Source organism: Bacillus sp. cl95 (assembly GCF_900115925.1).
Lineage (GTDB): Bacteria > Bacillota > Bacilli > Bacillales > Cytobacillaceae > Neobacillus_A.
Genome location: NZ_FOYF01000002.1, coordinates 433,268 through 451,918 on the forward strand (window position 1 = coordinate 433,268; position 18,651 = coordinate 451,918).

Genomic DNA, 18,651 nt, shown 5'->3' on the forward strand with positions numbered 1-18,651 from the left:
AGTTCTATTGTCTAAGATGATGAAAGAGAGATTGGAATGGAGAGAACTTCTCTTAACGTTTTTCTTGTTAACTATTTCGTTGTTTCTATTAAGTGGTTGTAGTGACAATACAGTGAACTTGCCAGAAAAAGAAAAAATCATCCCGCCAAAGAAAGTGATTGTAGAAAAGAAACAGAGTGATTCAATCATCTATCCGATTTCTGTCCCTGACGGCGAGTTTTTCCAACTAGTTGGGTTAATAGATAATCAGTCCGCAATATATATAGCCAATTTGCAAGAAGGCTCAAAGGTATTTAAATACGATCTTTATTCTGGTAAAAGTAATGTAATTCATGAATCTCAACATCCAATCGTAAACTGCCATTTAAGTCCATCACGATCAAAAATTGTTATCCATGCAGCTCCCTCCACCTATGAAGGAGCTATAACGGTTATTGATTTATCAGGTATGGAGATATGGAAATATTCTATTCCTTCGGTTGAACTTGCATTCGAATGGAATCCTTATAATGAAGATGAAATTTTAGTTTCGAGCTTTAACGAGGATTGGACATATAAACTTTTTCTGTTGGATATGAAAGGGAAACATATTCAAGATATTGATAGTCCTCAGCCTTTCGTTAAGTGGTTGAATAAGGATGAAATTGGATATATCAAATGGGACGAAGATAATCCAGAGTTGTTCGCTCCTTTAGCAAGTAAAAATATAAGAACTGGAGATGAAAGAATCTTATTAGAGCATGTCTTTCAGTTTTCGGCATATAAAGACCGCTTATTGACGATTACCTCCAATGATAGTGATGACAGTATGGCTGATTATTCTTTTTTTGATATGCAAATGAATAAATTACATTCTTTCCAGGTACCACAGTTGACTCGATTTTCAGACTGGCTCATACCTTACTATGAATTCGTTGAATCGGAGAAGCGATTGTTCATGTTTGTCCCTTTCAGGAGCGGGGATGCGGATTCGTATCAAGAAGGTTTTCAACTCATGTCCTTTGATTTGGAAAAAGGGAAACAAGAAAAAATTCTTGATGGAATTGAAAAAAATGAACCTATTAGCTGTTCTCCAGATGGGGAGTTGTGTTTATTGGGAAATCAGTTGGAAAATCTAATCTTAATGAAAGAAAAGAAAATCATTGATTTATACAAGGAATAAAAAAAGGCTGCCGATGGCAGCCTTTTTCACGATGAATTTTAGTGACCTGTTGGAAAGCCGTGGTGCAAAATAGTCATAACTGTAAACCAACCAAAAACAAGAAATGATCCTGCTCCAAAGACAATACCAAGCAAGTTCTTGTTTTTTAATGCAGTAAACGTACCGTATCCAGCCATTAGGCTGACAATCGCAAGGATAATAACTAGTCCATTCATGAAAAAGCCCCCTTTATGTTGTTGTGAGCAGTCATTAGCTGCTTTCAAAGGTTTAATAGTTCTATGTAACTCTAAGTGTTTACATTCGTTCTTTATTTTATATTTTTTTCTTTCATTTGTCGAGAACTTATCAATTGTACAACTTAATAAAATAATTTTTCTAAATAACAAATTTATCATAAATCTTAATTCTTGCTTTAGAGTCGGGTAAAATAGAAAATGGTAATTAAGGAACGGAGGAATGTTGATATGAAATGGTATCCAATACCTTTAGGCGCATTACAAACAAATTGTTACATACTTGCAAATGAAGATAAATTGTGTTTGATTTTTGATCCAGGTGATGAAGGAGAAAAGTTAATCAAATGGTTAACAGCTAAAAATTTTAAGCCGCAGGCTATCCTGTTGACCCACGCTCACTTTGATCATATAGGTGGGGTTGATACTGTCCGCGATCACTATCAAATTCCTGTCTATCTTCATAAGAAAGAAGAAAAATGGATGATGGATCCTGCATTGAACGGTTCACAGTTTTTTATGATAGGGCAGATCGTTAGATGTAGACCTGCTGATTATTATTTATCTCAAGAAAAGAAAATGACTATAGGTGATTTTGAGTTTTCTGTTTTTGAGACACCAGGACATTCTCCCGGAAGTGTTTCCTATTATTTCGAAAGTGCTGGTTTAGTCGTTTCAGGGGATGCTCTCTTTAAAGGTGGAATTGGCAGAACGGATTTATCTGGTGGGAATCATCAAACCCTTCTAAAGAGTATCCATGAAAAACTTTTAACACTACCTGAAAACACAATTGTCTTGCCTGGACATGGTCCACAGACATTGATAGAAGATGAAATGGATAGTAATCCTTTCTTAAATGGCTTTTAGCTAGGCTCTTTTCGTAAACTTTGTTGCTATTGGAATAAGAAAAAGCCGGCAGTAGGGTTTTTTCTATACTAAAGTCAGAAGAGATTTAGCGTTTAGAATTTTATCTTGAGGAAAAGAGCACGAAATAAGAATCTATACGTGTTTTTGCTCTAATCGTAAAGCAACAATCTATGCGAAAACAGCCTTTAGCTAAAATAGACGAGGAGCTCCCACTCCTACATGCAAATCAAAAGGGGATTAAAAATGAAGGAATACTTAGCTTCTTTAATCTTAAATTCACAAGACCAATACATTACATACGAAGAATTTATGAATGCTGTCCTCTATCATCCTTCCTTAGGCTATTACATGAAAGATAAGCCTAAAATAGGGCGTGAAGGAGATTTTATTACAACGACCAATGTTTTAGATATTTTTGGGAGTGCGGTTTGTAAATGGTTTTCTTCGAAGATTCATGAAGAAGGCCCACTCCTTCCAAATGTTTGTGAGATTGGTGGAGGGAATGGAAGGTTTGCAAAAGCATTCATAGATGAGTGGAATCGTCATTGCGATCTGCCATTACAATATACCATTATCGAAACAAGTCCTTATCATAGAAGATTGCAAAGGGACTTACTTTCAGATATACGGGGAGTTCAGATTCTTGAAAGTTTAGACCACATCTCTGAACATGAAGGTATGTTCTTTTCTAACGAGCTTTTTGATGCCTTACCGGTCAGAGTCATTGAAAAAAATGGACATCAACTGTTGGAAGTCGTCATTGGATTAGAAGCGGGCGAATTAGTTGAGCGAAAAGTTGTTCTGGAGAATCAACGGATTATTGATTTTATTAAAGAGAGCGGTATTAAATTAGTTAATCATCAGAGGTTTGAAATTCCATTGGCTATGGATGATCTTCTTCGAGAACTTGCAAACAAACTTAAAAAAGGGTATATGTTGACAATAGATTATGGTTATACAAATCTTGAATGGCAAGAAGAAGCACATCGAAACGGTAGCTTAAGAGGATATTATCAACATAAAATGGTGACCAATCCGCTATTGTATCCAGGTGATATGGATCTTACTACTCACATACACTTTGATCGGCTGATCGATAAAGGAAAAGAATGGGGCTTACATTTTATTAGTTTTCTTAGACAAGACCAATTTCTTTTGGAAGCTGGAATATTGCAAGAACTTGAAGATAATTTTGATCCTAATCCCTTTTCCGAGCGTAGTAAACGCAACCGAGCCATTCGCAGTCTCGTTATGCCTTCAGGAATGAGCGGGTTCTTCCATGCTTTAGTTCAAAAGAAATAATCCACAAAAAAAAACGCTGGTGTTTTCCAGCGTTTTTTTGTATATCTAGTTTTTAATGACCAGCGACAGGTGTCGACATCATAAACGTGCTCCAGTATGTGAAGCCCGCGAAGAAAACAGTCAAATATGCACCAAAAACATAGATATACATGCGTTCGGATAGTTTTAAATAGCTTAATAAAACGAAGAATCCCGTTTGACCTAAGAAAATAAGAGCTGTTGTTTCCATGTGCCCTAAGTAAAACATCACTGTGAAAATGCCCGTCCAGAATCCTAATACTCTGTACATGCGCTCCATATGTATCCCTCCTTTTACCTTGCATTACCATCATTACAATATTATAAGGGAAAAGCAATTGAAAAGTAAATAACCGTTTCGTTTACTTTGCCATGATTGCTTGATATGAACAAGTTTTACAGCCAGAAAGCATATTTTCACTCTCAATCAATTCAACATCATCAAATAATTCTTCAAACATTCCTTTTAGAAACTCATGGTGCATTGTGCAAACTTCTTCTGCGTGATCCAAAGCCACTTCTTTAAAAGGGCAGTTGAAAATCTGGAAGTATATTTGATTTTTCTCGGCATTTGTTTCTAATGAAGGGTAGAATCCTGCTAAAGTTGCTGCACTTTTCAATATCTCTAGTTTCTGTTCAAAAGTCAATTCTATTCCTGTTTGGCCTCGCTTCGCCAACTCTTGTTCCATCAATTCAGCTCCGAATCGTTTTCCTGTCACATGAAGAGCTTGTTTGCCGACTTCTCCGAGAGATAGCATTGTTTGCATGGTTACCTTTGCTAATAGCATGTAATCACGGAATGGGAAGTGCATTTGAATGACTTCATCTGAAAGACGGTATAAACGACTGGGTCTTCCACCTTTCCCCGTTTTTTTTGTTTCTGAAACCAACATATTTACATCTTCTAATTTTGACAAGTGTAAGCGGGCAACATTTGGATGAATATTAAATTGATCTGCAACCTCCTGTACATTGACTTCCTCATGACGATTTGTAATGTATTGATAAATGTAGTATCTCGTTGGATCAGACAAAACATTTGTTATCCTTAATGTTTGTTCCATCTTGAATCACCTCGGCCCCCATAATTTATCACAATTATAATACACCAATAATGCAGTGAGAATGAGGTTAACAATATTAACACCATATGTTTAGAAAGTGTTCACAAATAGAAATTTTAAGTTATGCAAAACACTGTACAAATATTATACAAATGATATACAATCTAAATATCAAGAAATATTAAATATTTTTAAAAACGAATACTAAGGAGGTAGCCATGTCGGAATTAACCTTTTTTACTTACCCAAGTTGTACATCTTGTCGTAAAACTAAGAAATGGCTTGCTGAAAACTCGATCGCTTTTAAAGAAAGGCATCTTTTTAATGATGCTCCAACGTTTAAGGAAATGCTTCGAATTCTTGCATTGACGACTGAAGGTATTGATGAATTGTTAGCGACCCGAGGGCAGACCTTCAAACAGTTAGGGTTAGATGTCAATGACTTAAGCTTGTCGCAATTTGTGAAATTGGTCATCCAAGAGCCAAAACTATTACGGAGACCGATAATTACAGATGGCAAGAAATTGATTGTAGGTTACAATCCTGATGCATTAAAAAGTATAAGAAATAAAGAGCTCAAAAAAACGAGTTGAATTTATTACTACTAGGAACCTCAAAATGTGAGGTTTCTTTTTTAGTTAGGCTCTGTTAAACGAAACTGTTGATTATTTTATGGGAGGGAATCCGCGAGACTCCTCGAAAATCCTCATGATGCTATCGCATCATTTCGTGCGATGTGAATTCCTGGAAGCTTTCCTTGTGCTATCGCATTTCCTTCGTGCGGTGATTATTCACGGAAGCTTATTCAATGTCCTGCGGAAAAACGGGCTGGAAAGACCCCGCAGTGAGGAACGAGCGAGGAGGCTTGCCAGTTCGTCCGCGGAAAGGGAGTGGATTCCCCATACTCACTTATAAAAAAAAACACTAAACATTAACAGAGCCTTTAGTTAAAGGACATTATTGATTTTCTTTACTTTGTGCGTCTGGAGCGAGAATCAATAAGCAAGTATAACAATCCCTTTTTGAAATATTTTTTTGAAATATTTATCAAATGAAGAAGGAAATTGGAGATGAGGGTAGAATATTGTCTAATATCAAGAAAAAGGTGGTGTTTCATATTGTAAGTTCAATTGAATTACTGGCCGATAGAATCATTGCAGATGCAGCTAGAAACCAAGCAACAGATATTCATATCGTTCCACGTAAGAAAGATACCTTGGTCCAGATAAGATTGACAAACAAGCTAATTCCCAGGTTATATTTACCCCAAGAAGAATGTGATCGCCTCGTATCTCATTTCAAATTTACAGCGAACATGGATATTGGTGATAAAAGGAGACCTCAAAGCGGGTCAATAGTCAGTGAAGTGGATGGACAGCAAATAAATCTTCGACTATCCACACTACCATCCAACAACCGCGAAAGCCTCGTCATCAGACTTCTGCCTCAGAAGGAACAAATTCCATTCCATCAATTATCGTTATTTCCTGAAATGACAAGAAAATTACTCGCTCTTTTAAAACATGCCCACGGATTAATCATTTTTACCGGACCGACCGGCAGCGGTAAAACCACTACTTTGTATTCGCTTCTGAATGAAACAGCCCATCTCTTTCATCGCAACGTCATTACTCTTGAAGATCCTATTGAAAAAAATTATGACTCTGTATTGCAAGTTCAGGTAAACGAAAAAGCAGGGGTAACTTATGCTACAGGCTTAAAAGCCATTCTACGCCATGATCCAGATATCATTATGGTAGGGGAGATCCGCGATGCTGAGACGGCAAAAATTGCTGTTAGAGCCTCTTTAACGGGGCATTTGGTATTAAGTACGATGCATACAAGAGATGCTAAAGGTGCTATTTACAGATTGCATGAATTTGGGGTGAATTGGCTCGAGGTTGAACAAACTCTTATAGCCGTTACAGCGCAACGTTTAGTTGAACTGACCTGTCCGTTTTGTAAAGAAGAGTGTTTACCTTATTGCTATTCTTCCGGCAGATGGAAGCGGGCGAGTGTTTTTGAATTGTTGTCTGGCAAAAACTTGCGTGGAATGATGAGACAGGCAAAAGGTGAAGAAGTGGATGTAACGTACCGTAAATTGAAACATGTCATTAGAAAAGGAATTGCCTTAGGTTATATCAAAAAAACTGAATTTGACAGACTTATATATGACGATGAGAGACAGTAAATGGGATTTGAGTGAACAAGCTAATTTCCTGAAAGATACTGGAGACCTATTGAAAAGGGGTTATCCAATCTCGGAGGCCATTGAATCGGTTACATTTCGTACAAGTGAAAAAAGAAAGAAACAATTAAGAGCTGCTCTTGGGATGTTGAAAGATGGATTATCATTCAATGATGTTTTAGAAAAACTGAATTTTCATCCCGATTTAGTAGGCTATGTGTTTTTTGCTGAAGAGCATGGCAACCTGGCTGAAGCGATTCATGAGGGAAGCAAACTGCTATTAAAGAGGGATCAAGATTTGAAAAGGCTTCTGAAACTCCTTTATTATCCTATCCTACTTTTCTGTATGACCTTCCTATTATTAATTTTTGTGCAAAGAACTCTTTTACCTCGATTTACTTCTCTTTTTATAACGATGAATTTAAAGGAGAACATCTTTACGACACTCCTTTTTGTGCTAAGTGATATGATGCCGTTTATAGCCACTTCGGTTTTGTTTATCGTTGTTAGTATGACTGTTTATTATCATTTGCATTTTAAACAACTCCCCACACTCACTCAAAAGAATTTGATTGCCTCAGTCCCATATATAGGGAATTTTTTCAAACTACTTTATACCCATTATTTTTCCGTTCAGTTGAGTTATTTATTATCAGGAGGATTGTCTGTCTATGAAGCTTTGAAGCTCTTCGAAAGGAACGAAACGCAAAAGCTATATGTCGAAATTGGATCGGAAATAAAGAAGAAACTTGTAAGGGGAGAAAGACTTGAAGATATTCTTGGGGATTTTCGAGTATTCGACCGTGATCTTTCCAGGATAATCAGGCACGGTCAACAGAATGGAAAGCTCGAACAGGAGTTGTATTTTTTTAGTCTACACTGCGTAAGCGTTTTGGAGACAAAAATTGATAAAAATTTAAGGATCTTACAACCATTGCTTTATAGCTTTATTGGGATTCTGATTTTATGTATTTACTTAGCGATACTTTTACCAATGTTTCATTTAATGGATGGTATTTAAGGAGGAATAGAGATGAAGAACGAAAAAGGCTTTACTTTGATTGAGATGCTTATTGTCATGTTGGTTATTTCAATGCTTTTGTTCATTACAATTCCAAATATCACAAAACATAATTCAAACATCAATAAAAAGGGCTGTGAAGCGTATGTCAAAATGGTACAAGCCCAAGTGCAAGCATATCAAATTGAAAAAAATAAACTACCAGCAAATGTTCAAGAATTGATTGATGCAGGTTATTTAAAAGAAGGTGATAAAGGATGCCCGGATGGACAAAAGGAAATCATTATTGATTCAGAAGGTACTGTCTCGGCTGCAACTCTTCCAAAAACCCCATGATGAAAGTGAATAGTCGTGGATTTACTTTAATTGAATCCCTCGTAGTTTTATCAGCCTTTCTTATTCTTGCTTCGATTTCGATTTTTCAGGTAAAACCTCAACATGATCTCATTGAAAAGAAAACATTCATTTCTCAACTTCAAGCTGACCTGTTTTATGGACAACAGTATGCTATCTCCCACCAACGAGATGTAACTGTGTATTTCATGATGGATCAACATTATTACTACCTATTTGATAAGACGGATTCGAATACAGTAATGGTAGTGGAGAGGCATTATTCAAAGTCCATTTCACTGGTTCCGGGCTCCCTTAGTTATACCTTCAAATTTCTTTCAGATGGCAACGTTAATAAGTTTGGCACTCTGCTCATCGACATTGGAGAAAAGAGATTTCGCTTGACCATTTTAATTGGGAAAGGGAGATTTTATGTTTCAGAAGAGTGATGGGTTCTTTTTAGTAGAGCAATTGTTATCCTTGTCTGTGCTGCTTGTCATTTGTCTTTTTTTCGTTCCAAAGTGGATGAGCTTAAATGAACAGGCTGAGGAATTGCAAAAGGAAAAACAGGCGATGAGTATATTGTTTGATGAATTGAACTCACACATAGGAAACAAAGCGACTTTCGCTAATCAGACGATAGTCCTTAATGGGCAGAAATATGAAGTGGTTTGGGAAGAAAGTTCAATTTCAAGTGGAAAAGAGGTGTGTGTACAATTTGAAGCAAATGATAAAGACAAAAATACAATATGTGAACCACTTGAATAGGAAGGGGTTTACATTGCTAGAGATTCTTGTGTCGCTCTCATTGTTGTGTACAACTGCTTTTTTTCTTCCTCCTCTGTTTTCTATCTTATTGAAAAATGATTACTCTGAAAGTCGATTACAAGAAATGGAATGGGATGTTTTTTGTAATCAAGCAAAAAAAGAAGTGCGTCGAAGTACAAAATTGGAGGTAGCGGGCGGGAAACTCATGCTCACATCAGATGTAGGCTCGGTTATTTATGAACAATATGGCACTAAGTTGCGTAGACGAGTGAATTTGACAGGGCATGAAATTTTGTTACAAAACATCAATTCTGCCACTTTTACACTTCTTAAAGATGGAATTCAAATTTCTGTCATTCTTTCAAATGGTGATGAACGTGTGTCAAAAATGTATTCTATGGTGAAAGGTGTGACTCCTCAGCCATGATAAGTGAAAAAGGGTTTATGTATCCAATTACATTGGTTCTGCTAACTTTATTCTTAATCATTTTTACTGTAAGCATTGAGCAGCTCTTGTTGGAAAGAAAAATGCTAAGGGAAACAAGAACGATTTTAACGGAAGAACACTATTTGCTCAATTCATTGACAAGATTAGAAAAAGATTTGCAATCAGGCAGTGTTACTGGTACAAGAGAAGTGCATTATTTCAAAGACGGTCGGGTGGAATGCACGATCGATAATGTTTCAAGTAGTCAGAAAAAAATATCCCTCACAGTGATTTTGAATTCGGGAGCCAAATATACGAGTCATGGTTACTATGACATCAACCTGAAAAAGGTGGTAAAATGGATGGAAAATAACTGATTGAGGTTGCACATGAAAACGATTTTTTTGATAGGTTTTATGGGATCTGGAAAAACAACAGTTGGAAAACTATTGTCGAAAAAAATGAAAATACCTGTTTGTGATACAGACCAAGAAATTGTCAGGGAAAAAGGGACAAGTATTACGAACATCTTTGAAACAATAGGGGAAGAGGGGTTCCGTTTACTTGAAACCAAAAAGTTGAAGGAAATGCCATTGCGAGATTATATTGTGACTACCGGAGGTGGAGTCATCTTAAGACAGGAAAATCGTGAGTGGATGATTGAGAATGGGACAGTCGTTTTTCTCGATACAGAGCCAGATGAGATTCTTAATAGACTAAAAGCTGACACAACTCGTCCTTTATTGCAAGGGGATATGGAAGAAAGGATTCAAAAGTTGTGGACATTAAGGCAGCATTTATATTTGGAAACTGGACATATAAGAATCCATACAACAGGGAAATTGCTTGAAGCAATAGTGGAGGAGATAAAGGAGCGTTTGGAAATTCATTAACTGGACATACTTGTATTAAAGGCAGGTGTGTTTATGAAAACAAATGACTATGTGAAATACATGACCCAGACGTTTGTGCAATATATCGACCAACCCAAGGAAGAACGAAAAAAAATGAGGCTTGAACACAAAGAAGCCAAAGGAAGTTTCCTATTTCGATGGTTTGGAATCATGCCCTATTTGCTAATGTCTCAGGTTAAAAGACGAAAAAAACGATAAGAAGCAGACATATTTAAGATATGTGCTGCTTCTTTTTTTGTAAGTTCATATTAAGTTTTCCTAAACGGCATTTTCTGTTAAGTAGAAAAGTCCGCCATTTACAATATTGATATTGATTTTTGGTTCATACTGATCTTGAAGTGCTGCTTTCTCTGTATGATAACTTTCGCTTTTTTCTTCTTCCTCTTCATAAAAATGATCAAGAAGTTTCAAATCCTCATTCCATCTCTTCATCGCTTCCTCTGCCCAGCTATGATCTTCCTCTTTAAATTGTATTTTTAAGAAATTCTCTATCCTTGATATTCCGCTTTGTGGACGGACCAAGGGTGATAATGTAAAAGAATAGTCAGGAATTTTCGGGGTAAGTCTTATATTTAGCATTTGGTCGTGAAAGTTTTCTACCATTCTCCCGTTGATTAACTGCAGCCCGATTGATTTAAAAACATCTCTCTTACGATCACTTTGATAGGAAATCTTCACATTCATTCCTAGCCATGGCATAAGCGGAGTCTGGCCATTATTTGTAGGGCGATTTTCATATAATCGTATATATGCCGCTAAGTTTTTACTCGATTCAAAAATTTGATGAAGACGAGGCGACCCAAAGTGAATATTCTCACCTCTTAATCCCTCAGGTACCGAATGTGGATCCGTTATGAATGTAAGTGAAGCAGGATTGGGAACTCCACCAGTTTTCTCAAGATAGTGCCAGTAAAAAGGGCGATTCATCAACTCTTTATCCAATTCAATAGTAAGTTGCACCGTAAGGTAACTTGGATTATTGTCTATGATTTCACACCCGTTTGCTTCAAAATAGCGTTCAAGAAACCGATGAATTTCCCTCTGCTGCATGCGTTTCACTCTCCTTTATATCTTGAGCAAATTGTATCATGGATGATAAATTCTCCATTTTGATCTTCATTTCACCTTCTGTGGAGGATTGGCCAAAGATATCTACCAAATGGTCTTCGATATTTCCGAATTCAAGTTTGGTGAGTATATCGTCCAATTCACCGATGACTTTTTCAAACAATTGTATTTTTTCATAAAGAAGCTTTAGGACATGTTCTTCTACTGTGTCTTTTATAGCAAAATTATAAATCATAACGTCCTTTTCCTGTCCAAGGCGATGGATTCTTCCAATTCTTTGTTCAAGACGCATTGGATTCCAAGGTAAATCAAAGTTAATGATGTGATTGCAGAACTGAAGGTTGATACCCTCGCCTCCAGCCTCTGTGGCAATAAGCACTTGAATATGCTTTTGGAACAACTCTCTCATCCAGTCCTTTTTCCCTCGTTTGAACCCGCCACGGAAAGGAACTGAACTGATTCCATGTTGCTTCAAGTACCATTGCAAGTAGAGTTGTGTAGCTCTGTATTCTGTAAAGATGATTACTTTATCGTCGATGCTCTTGATAAGTTCTAATGCCTTCAGTGCCTTCGCGTTAGATTGAATTGCCTCCACTTTAGAAATTAGGTTATGGATTTGACTCTGATATTGAGGAGTAGGATTTTCCTTTCTTGCTAACATGTTCTTAAGTGTATAAAATACGGCTTCTCTGCTACTGCACGCCTCTCTTTGTAGGGTCATGACTGAAAAAGCACTAGAATCTGCCCAACCGCCCTCATTCCTCATATTCGTGACAGAGTCATATAAATCCCGTTCCTCTTTGGAAAACTCGATAGGGATTGTTTCTACATGCCGTTTTGTCCATTCAATACCAGTGTCGGCACGGCGATTTCGGATCATGACTTTATTCACGAGTTCTTTAAGATGTTCATCATCATTTAGAGACCGAGCGTCTTTTTTATATTTTTCGTAAAAGGCTGCTTCGTTACCAAGATGTCCAGGTTTTAAAAGGGAAACAAGATTGAAGATTTCCCCAATTCTATTTTGTATCGGTGTCGCTGTAAGCAAAAGACAAAACTTCTTCTTTAAGTTCTGAACGAATTCATAGTTTTTTGTTTTGTTATTTTTCAATTTATGAGCTTCATCGATGATGATGAGGTCATAGTCCTGTTTATTTACGATTTCCCGATGTGGACTTCTTTTAGCCGTATCAATTGAGGAAACCACCACATCACATTGATCCCACACATAGCTTTTTCTTTGAGTGACAGCGGGGATATAGAATTTTGTATTCAATTCGATCGCCCATTGTGTAACGAGTGATGCCGGAACCAAAATCAATACTTTCTTTACGAGGCCACGAATCATGTATTCTTTCAAAATCAGTCCTGCTTCTATCGTTTTCCCAAGACCTACTTCGTCTGCTAGAATCGCCTTTCCATTCATATTTTCAACAACCTGTTTCGCTACCTCAAGTTGATGTGGCAGAGGCGTTAATTGAGGAAGGTGCTTGGGAGCAAGCAAACCTTCAAATTCTGGAATGACAAGGTGTTTTTCTACTTCAATTGCTAGCTTATATAGTTCCCAGTTACCCCAAGGCCCATCTTGTTCGATTTTCTGCAAAAATCCATCCTGCCATGTGGAGTCAAAATTGACCTGCACGTTCATATCTTCAGCTCCTTTTTAGTTTAAATGAATGAGTATGGAGTTGTTTTGACTCGGTCGTTTTCTTCGTTGCAATTTATATAAAAATATTGCCCAATTTGTCTTTTTAATGTTAGGATTATATTAGCTTTGAAAGTTTAAAATATTAGCACAACAATAATTTAACTTTGAAAGTATGAATGAAGATTGTGATTTTAGTATGACCAACTTGGAAAATTTTATAAATGCGAATGATGACAAGGGGAGAGACTACGTTTGTGGCGCCGAAGGAGCAAGCAACTTGTTTGTGAATCTCTCAGGCAAAAGAACTCTTGTTTGACGCAACTCTGGAGAGAGCTTCTGCACGCAAGAAGCCACCAAAGGGGAAAGCCTTTTACGGGTAAACTTTCAGGTGCAAGGACAGAGACCTTCTTAATTTCTATGAGGGGGTTTTCTGTCCTTTTTTATGCCATTTAAAATTTTTCCTGAACGTTCTTTTTTCAAAAGCTTGAAGGGGGATAAAACATGTCAGAATTAAAACGCACACCATTATTTGAGGTTTACAAGGATTACGGTGCCAAAACTATTGATTTTGGAGGCTGGGAGCTTCCAGTTCAATTTTCAAGCATTAAAGACGAACATGAAGCTGTTAGAACGAAAGCAGGATTATTTGATGTTTCTCATATGGGAGAAATAGAAGTAAAAGGCACTGATAGCTTAAAATATCTTCAAAAAATGATGACAAACGATATTTCAAAATTAAAAGATGGTGGGGCGCAATATACTGCGATGTGTTATGAAAATGGCGGTACAGTTGATGACCTACTTGTTTATAAAATGGAAAATGATCATTATTTGTTGGTAGTTAATGCTTCCAACATTGAAAAAGACTATGAATGGCTTCAACAACACGTTGAAGGTAATGTAACTCTAGATAATTTATCAGAAACGACTGCACAGTTGGCTTTACAAGGCCCACTAGCTGAATCGGTTCTGCAAAAACTTACAGACTCAGATTTAAGTAGCATTGGATTTTTTAAGTTCCAACAGGATGTAGTCTTGAACGGAAAATCAGCTCTTGTTTCAAGAACAGGATATACAGGAGAAGACGGATTTGAGATTTATTGTGACGCAAAAGATGTTGCTGCTCTTTGGGTGGACATTTTAGAAGTAGGAAAAGAAGATGGTGTACTTCCATGTGGTCTAGGCTGCCGAGATACATTACGATTTGAAGCAAACTTGGCATTGTATGGTCAAGAGCTCTCAGCGGATATTTCGCCACTTGAAGCGGGAATTGGATTTGCTGTCAAATTGAATAAAGAAGAAGATTTCCTTGGAAAGCAAGTATTGCTGCAACAAAAGGAAAATGGGTTACCAAGAAAGCTTGTGGGAATTGAGATGATTGATCGTGGTATTCCACGCCATGGATATCCAGTCTTTATTGGTGAAGAAAGAATCGGAGAAGTAACAACTGGCACTCAATCTCCAACTCTGAAAAAGAATATTGGCTTGGCACTTATCAAGACTAGTTACGCAGAGCTTGGAAGCGACGTAGAAGTGGAAATTCGCGGTAAGCGACTCAAAGCGAAAGTAGAAGCAACACCTTTTTATAAAAGAGAGAAAAAGTAGAAAAGGGGCGAAATGCTGATGAAACACCGTTATTTACCGATGACAGAAGAAGATAAGAAAAGCATGCTTGAAACAATCGGGGTTAAGTCTGTTGACGAGTTATTCAGTGATATTCCTGAAAGTGTACAGTTTAAAGGTGAATATAAAATCAAACAAGCGAAGCCTGAAACTACTTTGATGAAAGAATTAACAGTTTTGGCTGGGAAGAATGCAGATTTAAAAAGAAATACTTCATTCCTTGGTGCAGGTGTCTATGACCACTATATGCCTACAATTGTAGACCATGTCATCTCTCGTTCTGAATTCTATACTGCATATACACCTTACCAACCGGAAATTTCTCAAGGAGAGCTACAAGCGATCTTTGAATTCCAAACAATGATTTGTGAACTTACAGGCATGGAAGTTGCCAATTCCTCCATGTATGACGGGAGTACAGCAATAGCAGAAGCTGCAATGCTAAGTGCGGGACAAACAAAAAGAAAGAAACTTCTTGTTTCTGGTGCAGTGCATCCTGAATCTAAAGAAGTAATCAAGACTTATGCAAAAGGGCAATACATAGAGGTAGTTGAAGTTCCGACTACTGATGGAGTAACAGATATAGAAGAACTCAAAAAGCTGATCAATGATGAAATTGCAGCTGTTGTCGTTCAGTATCCAAACTTCTTTGGTCGAATCGAACCGATGAAGGAACTTGAAGAAGTGATCCATGCAAATAAGGCGATGTTTGTTGTGTCTAGCAATCCACTTTCATTAGGAGTTTTAACACCTCCTGGGAAATTTGGTGCTGATATTGTTGCTGGAGACGCACAACCTTTCGGTATTCCAACTGCATTTGGTGGACCACACTGTGGGTATTTTGCTGTCACAAACAAGTTGATGAGAAAAGTGCCAGGCAGACTTGTAGGGCAAACAACAGATGATCAAGGACGTCGTGGATTTGTACTTACACTTCAAGCGCGAGAACAACATATCCGCCGTGATAAAGCAACTTCAAATATTTGTTCTAATCAGGCACTGAATGCTCTTGCTGCATCAGTTGCCATGACAGCACTAGGTAAGAAGGGTGTCCGTGAAATTGCAGCGGCTAATCTTCAAAAAGCTAATTACGCTAAAAAAGCGTTCAAAGACAACGGTTTTGAACTTGCATATGTTGGGCCAACTTTTAATGAGTTTGTTGTGAAGCTAAACAAACCAGTTAAAGAAATCAATCAACAATTGCTTCAAAAAGGCATCATTGGTGGATATGATTTAGGCCGTGACTACTCAGAGTTAGCTAATCACATGCTAGTTGCAGTTACAGAACTTCGTACAAAAGAAGAGATAGATACTTTTGTCAAAGAATTGGGGGATTTCCATGCATAATCAAGATCAGCCGCTTATTTTTGAGCTAAGTAAACCAGGTCGTGTCGGGTACAGCTTGCCTGAGATGGATGTGCCCCAACTAGATTTATCAGAGCTTCTTCCTGAAGGCTATCTGCGCGAAGAAGAGCCTGAACTTCCAGAAGTATCAGAATTGGATATCATGCGCCATTATACGGCTTTATCAAACAGAAACCACGGTGTTGATTCAGGATTCTACCCGCTTGGATCTTGTACGATGAAATATAATCCTAAAATCAATGAAAATGTTGCTCGTTTCAATGGTTTTGCTCATATTCATCCACTTCAGGATGAAAGTTCTGTCCAAGGTGCCCTTGAATTGATGTATGATCTTCAAGAGCATTTGATTGAAATTACGGGTATGGATGAAGTAACGCTTCAACCTGCTGCAGGTGCTCATGGTGAATGGACGGGGTTAATGATGATCCGTGCCTACCACGAAGCAAACGGAGATACAAAAAGAACCAAGGTCATCGTTCCTGACTCAGCGCATGGTACGAATCCAGCATCGGCAACGGTTGCAGGACTAGAAACGATTACTGTTAAGTCAAATGAACATGGACTTGTTGATCTTGAAGACTTAAAGCGTGTAGTTGGAGAAGATACTGCAGCTCTAATGCTTACAAATCCCAACACACTAGGATTATTCGAAGAAAATATCTTAGAAATGGCTGAGATTGTTCATGCTGCTGGCGGTAAATTGTACTACGACGGTGCCAATTTGAATGCTGTACTTTCTAAAGCGCGTCCTGGAGACATGGGCTTTGATGTTGTTCACTTAAATCTACACAAAACATTCACTGGTCCTCATGGTGGCGGTGGTCCTGGGTCAGGTCCTGTTGGTGTAAAGGCTGATTTAATACCTTTCCTACCTAAACCAATCGTGACTAAGCGTGGTGAAGAGTACGTACTCGATTATGATCGTCCACAATCTATCGGCCGTGTTAAGCCGTACTACGGAAACTTTGGCATTAATGTGCGTGCATATACTTATATTCGCACAATGGGTCCAGACGGGTTAAAGGCTGTTACAGAGTATGCTGTGTTGAACGCTAACTATATGATGAGAAGATTGGCAGAGTATTATGATTTGCCGTTTGACAGACATTGTAAGCATGAGTTTGTATTAAGTGGAAGACGCCAAAAGAAACTAGGTGTACGTACACTTGATATCGCAAAACGACTTCTTGACTTTGGTTACCATCCGCCAACGATCTACTTCCCGTTAAATGTTGAGGAATGTATCATGATTGAACCGACTGAAACGGAAGCAAAGGAAACTTTGGATGCCTTCATTGATGCAATGATTCAAATTGCTAAGGAAGCAGAAGAAAATCCTGAGATTGTACAAGAAGCACCACACACGACTGTAGTTGGCCGTCTTGATGAGACAACAGCAGCACGTAAACCAATTTTAAGATATCAAAAACAATAATCAATTTACCTTAAAATAGTAAGAAAACATCGCCCGTCTAGTTGCGGGCGATTTTCCTTTTTCTTAAAACAAGGCTATGTTAAAGTACACTGTAGATTGGAGGGAGGACGCTTGACTCCTCGAAAAGGCTCTGCCTATTCTTCGTGCGTGGTTCTTTCGGGGAAGATTATCAATGTCCTCGAAAAGCCAGTGACTGGAGCGGAAATCAACAGGCAAGAATAACAAAGCCTATTTTTTAGGAAATCGACCGGGATTTCTCTAATTTCGTGATTTTTATAAAACTCGTATATGAACTTAGCGAATAAATTTTTGAAAACGTTCATTATCACGAAAAAACAGGCGATAACAATTTTGAATATGGCGATTACGACCAAAAAACAGGAGTATAAAAATGTCACATACCCTATAGGGGTATAATGAAATATTTTCATATCCACTTTAAAAGTGATAATTACGCCAAAATCTCCATATTTAAGCATACAATTTTTCGAACAAGTAGTCTTTTCTTACCTTCTTCCAGTATTCCTGAAAGATAAAGGTAAATTCAAGTGAAATGTTGATTTTCTGTACGTTTCATGCCGACATCACAGGAGCACTATGCGAAGAGGCGAATCGGCGAACGACCCCAGGACGAATTTTGACACAGGTGGCAAAAGGACTTTGTCAAAATTCATATCGGAAATCAAGTACTGGAGCGGAAATTAACAGAGCCAAAACAAAAAACCTCCTGCATGAGCAGAAGGTTTTGCAATTTCATTATTTAGCTTTTACTTTGCCAGACCATTTCTTAAATCCACCTTGAAGATGTGAAAGGTCTCTATAGCCTTTACGGTGCAGGAATTGTGCTGCACGGCTACTACGCATGCCACTTTGGCAATATAGGTAGACTGGCTTGTCCGGTCTAATTTCTTTCATGCGCATTTTCATTTGGGATAGCGGAATATTTCTTGCTCCCAAAATATGTCCTGCGTCAAATTCATTTGGCTCGCGACAATCAATTAGTTGAGCTTTTCGATAGCCAGAACGGAATTCCTCTTCCGTTAATGTTGTAAGAATTTTACGCTGATACAGCCATGTCACAACAGAGTAAATGATAAAAGCTCCAGTTGCGATTAACAAAATATAAAGTGCATCCAATTTGATTCTTGCCCCTTTCAAGCTAGCTTTGCCATATATTATTATATAAGTGAACCATTGAAAGAGTAAAGAAGATGA

Annotated in this window: 22 protein-coding genes and 1 riboswitch; of the genes, 16 read left to right on the top strand and 6 right to left on the bottom strand. The window is 37.8% G+C overall.

Annotated features, from left to right (window positions below):
• Positions 1-16: 16 nt before the first annotated feature.
• Entirely contained in the window at positions 17-1,162 is a 1,146-nt protein-coding gene (locus BMZ31_RS07385) for a YqgU-like beta propeller domain-containing protein (RefSeq protein ID WP_368086637.1), read from the top strand.
• Positions 1,163-1,200: 38 nt separating this feature from the next.
• Here BMZ31_RS07385 and BMZ31_RS07390 read toward each other — a convergent pair whose 3' ends face one another.
• A complete protein-coding gene (locus tag BMZ31_RS07390; protein WP_090831082.1) occupies positions 1,201-1,377 on the bottom strand; it encodes a DUF2759 domain-containing protein in 177 nt (58 codons plus the stop codon).
• A gap of 249 nt (positions 1,378-1,626) precedes the next feature.
• Between BMZ31_RS07390 and BMZ31_RS07395 the strand changes: the two genes are divergently transcribed.
• A complete protein-coding gene (locus tag BMZ31_RS07395) occupies positions 1,627-2,262 on the top strand; it encodes an MBL fold metallo-hydrolase (protein WP_090831083.1) in 636 nt (211 codons plus the stop codon).
• 243 nt (positions 2,263-2,505) lie between these two features.
• On the top strand, positions 2,506-3,564 hold the full coding sequence (locus BMZ31_RS07400; protein WP_090831084.1) for a class I SAM-dependent methyltransferase: 1,059 nt from the start codon (positions 2,506-2,508) through the stop codon (positions 3,562-3,564).
• Between the two features lie 52 nt (positions 3,565-3,616).
• Here the strand turns inward: BMZ31_RS07400 and BMZ31_RS07405 are convergent, their stop codons facing one another.
• Positions 3,617-3,862 (bottom strand): DUF2626 domain-containing protein, encoded by a 246-nt coding sequence (locus BMZ31_RS07405; RefSeq protein ID WP_090831085.1) that lies wholly within the window; start codon positions 3,860-3,862, stop codon positions 3,617-3,619.
• A gap of 82 nt (positions 3,863-3,944) precedes the next feature.
• A complete protein-coding gene (locus tag BMZ31_RS07410; protein WP_090831086.1) occupies positions 3,945-4,646 on the bottom strand; it encodes a helix-turn-helix transcriptional regulator in 702 nt (233 codons plus the stop codon).
• 218 nt (positions 4,647-4,864) lie between these two features.
• Here BMZ31_RS07410 and BMZ31_RS07415 point away from each other — a divergent pair, with 218 nt between their 5' ends.
• From BMZ31_RS07415 to BMZ31_RS07455, 10 genes are all read left to right on the top strand, one after another.
• Positions 4,865-5,239, top strand: a complete 375-nt coding sequence (locus tag BMZ31_RS07415) for a Spx/MgsR family RNA polymerase-binding regulatory protein (RefSeq protein ID WP_090831087.1) — start codon at positions 4,865-4,867, stop codon at positions 5,237-5,239.
• A 491-nt stretch (positions 5,240-5,730) separates the two neighbouring features.
• Entirely contained in the window at positions 5,731-6,837 is a 1,107-nt protein-coding gene (gene comGA, locus BMZ31_RS07420) for a competence type IV pilus ATPase ComGA (protein WP_302846838.1), read from the top strand.
• Positions 6,803-7,855, top strand: a complete 1,053-nt coding sequence (comGB, locus tag BMZ31_RS07425) for a competence type IV pilus assembly protein ComGB (RefSeq protein WP_254778658.1) — start codon at positions 6,803-6,805, stop codon at positions 7,853-7,855. The genes comGA and comGB overlap by 35 nt, the downstream gene beginning before the upstream one ends.
• A gap of 12 nt (positions 7,856-7,867) precedes the next feature.
• The gene (comGC, locus tag BMZ31_RS07430; protein WP_090831089.1) at positions 7,868-8,191 is read left to right on the top strand and encodes a competence type IV pilus major pilin ComGC; all 324 of its coding nucleotides are present in this window, start codon (positions 7,868-7,870) and stop codon (positions 8,189-8,191) included.
• Positions 8,188-8,637 (top strand): competence type IV pilus minor pilin ComGD, encoded by a 450-nt coding sequence (comGD, locus tag BMZ31_RS07435; RefSeq protein WP_254778660.1) that lies wholly within the window; start codon positions 8,188-8,190, stop codon positions 8,635-8,637. The genes comGC and comGD overlap by 4 nt, the downstream gene beginning before the upstream one ends.
• Positions 8,621-8,956, top strand: coding sequence for a hypothetical protein (locus BMZ31_RS20265; RefSeq protein ID WP_175478027.1), 336 nt, complete (start codon positions 8,621-8,623; stop codon positions 8,954-8,956). The genes comGD and BMZ31_RS20265 overlap by 17 nt, the downstream gene beginning before the upstream one ends.
• Positions 8,916-9,383, top strand: a complete 468-nt coding sequence (comGF, locus tag BMZ31_RS20900) for a competence type IV pilus minor pilin ComGF (protein ID WP_175478028.1) — start codon at positions 8,916-8,918, stop codon at positions 9,381-9,383. The genes BMZ31_RS20265 and comGF overlap by 41 nt, the downstream gene beginning before the upstream one ends.
• 32 nt (positions 9,384-9,415) lie before the next feature.
• A complete protein-coding gene (comGG, locus tag BMZ31_RS07445; protein WP_217644038.1) occupies positions 9,416-9,760 on the top strand; it encodes a competence type IV pilus minor pilin ComGG in 345 nt (114 codons plus the stop codon).
• Between the two features lie 12 nt (positions 9,761-9,772).
• On the top strand, positions 9,773-10,276 hold the full coding sequence (locus BMZ31_RS07450; protein WP_090831092.1) for a shikimate kinase: 504 nt from the start codon (positions 9,773-9,775) through the stop codon (positions 10,274-10,276).
• Positions 10,277-10,309: 33 nt separating this feature from the next.
• Positions 10,310-10,495: a YqzE family protein gene (locus BMZ31_RS07455; RefSeq protein ID WP_090831093.1), complete on the top strand. Its 186-nt coding sequence runs from the start codon at positions 10,310-10,312 to the stop codon at positions 10,493-10,495.
• A 60-nt stretch (positions 10,496-10,555) separates the two neighbouring features.
• Here BMZ31_RS07455 and BMZ31_RS07460 read toward each other — a convergent pair whose 3' ends face one another.
• Both BMZ31_RS07460 and BMZ31_RS07465 read right to left on the bottom strand, forming a co-directional pair.
• Positions 10,556-11,347 (bottom strand): YqhG family protein, encoded by a 792-nt coding sequence (locus BMZ31_RS07460; protein WP_090831094.1) that lies wholly within the window; start codon positions 11,345-11,347, stop codon positions 10,556-10,558.
• Complete coding sequence (locus BMZ31_RS07465) at positions 11,316-13,013, bottom strand: DEAD/DEAH box helicase (RefSeq protein ID WP_090831095.1); 1,698 nt, start codon at positions 13,011-13,013, stop codon at positions 11,316-11,318. Before BMZ31_RS07465 ends, BMZ31_RS07460 begins: the two co-directional genes overlap by 32 nt.
• A gap of 227 nt (positions 13,014-13,240) precedes the next feature.
• A riboswitch (glycine riboswitch) is annotated at positions 13,241-13,331 on the top strand.
• A 183-nt stretch (positions 13,332-13,514) separates the two neighbouring features.
• On the opposite strand from BMZ31_RS07465, the gene gcvT reads away from it, so the two are divergent.
• The 3 genes from gcvT to gcvPB are packed head-to-tail and all read left to right on the top strand — an operon-like array spanning position 13,515 to position 17,436.
• Positions 13,515-14,618: a glycine cleavage system aminomethyltransferase GcvT gene (gcvT, locus tag BMZ31_RS07470; RefSeq protein ID WP_090831096.1), complete on the top strand. Its 1,104-nt coding sequence runs from the start codon at positions 13,515-13,517 to the stop codon at positions 14,616-14,618.
• Positions 14,619-14,636: 18 nt separating this feature from the next.
• Positions 14,637-15,983, top strand: coding sequence for an aminomethyl-transferring glycine dehydrogenase subunit GcvPA (gcvPA, locus tag BMZ31_RS07475; RefSeq protein ID WP_090831097.1), 1,347 nt, complete (start codon positions 14,637-14,639; stop codon positions 15,981-15,983).
• Positions 15,976-17,436: an aminomethyl-transferring glycine dehydrogenase subunit GcvPB gene (gene gcvPB / locus BMZ31_RS07480; protein ID WP_090831098.1), complete on the top strand. Its 1,461-nt coding sequence runs from the start codon at positions 15,976-15,978 to the stop codon at positions 17,434-17,436. The genes gcvPA and gcvPB overlap by 8 nt, the downstream gene beginning before the upstream one ends.
• Before the next feature lie 756 nt (positions 17,437-18,192).
• On the opposite strand, the gene BMZ31_RS07490 is transcribed toward gcvPB, so the two are convergent.
• Positions 18,193-18,573: a rhodanese-like domain-containing protein gene (locus BMZ31_RS07490; protein ID WP_090831100.1), complete on the bottom strand. Its 381-nt coding sequence runs from the start codon at positions 18,571-18,573 to the stop codon at positions 18,193-18,195.
• Positions 18,574-18,651: the final 78 nt, after the last annotated feature.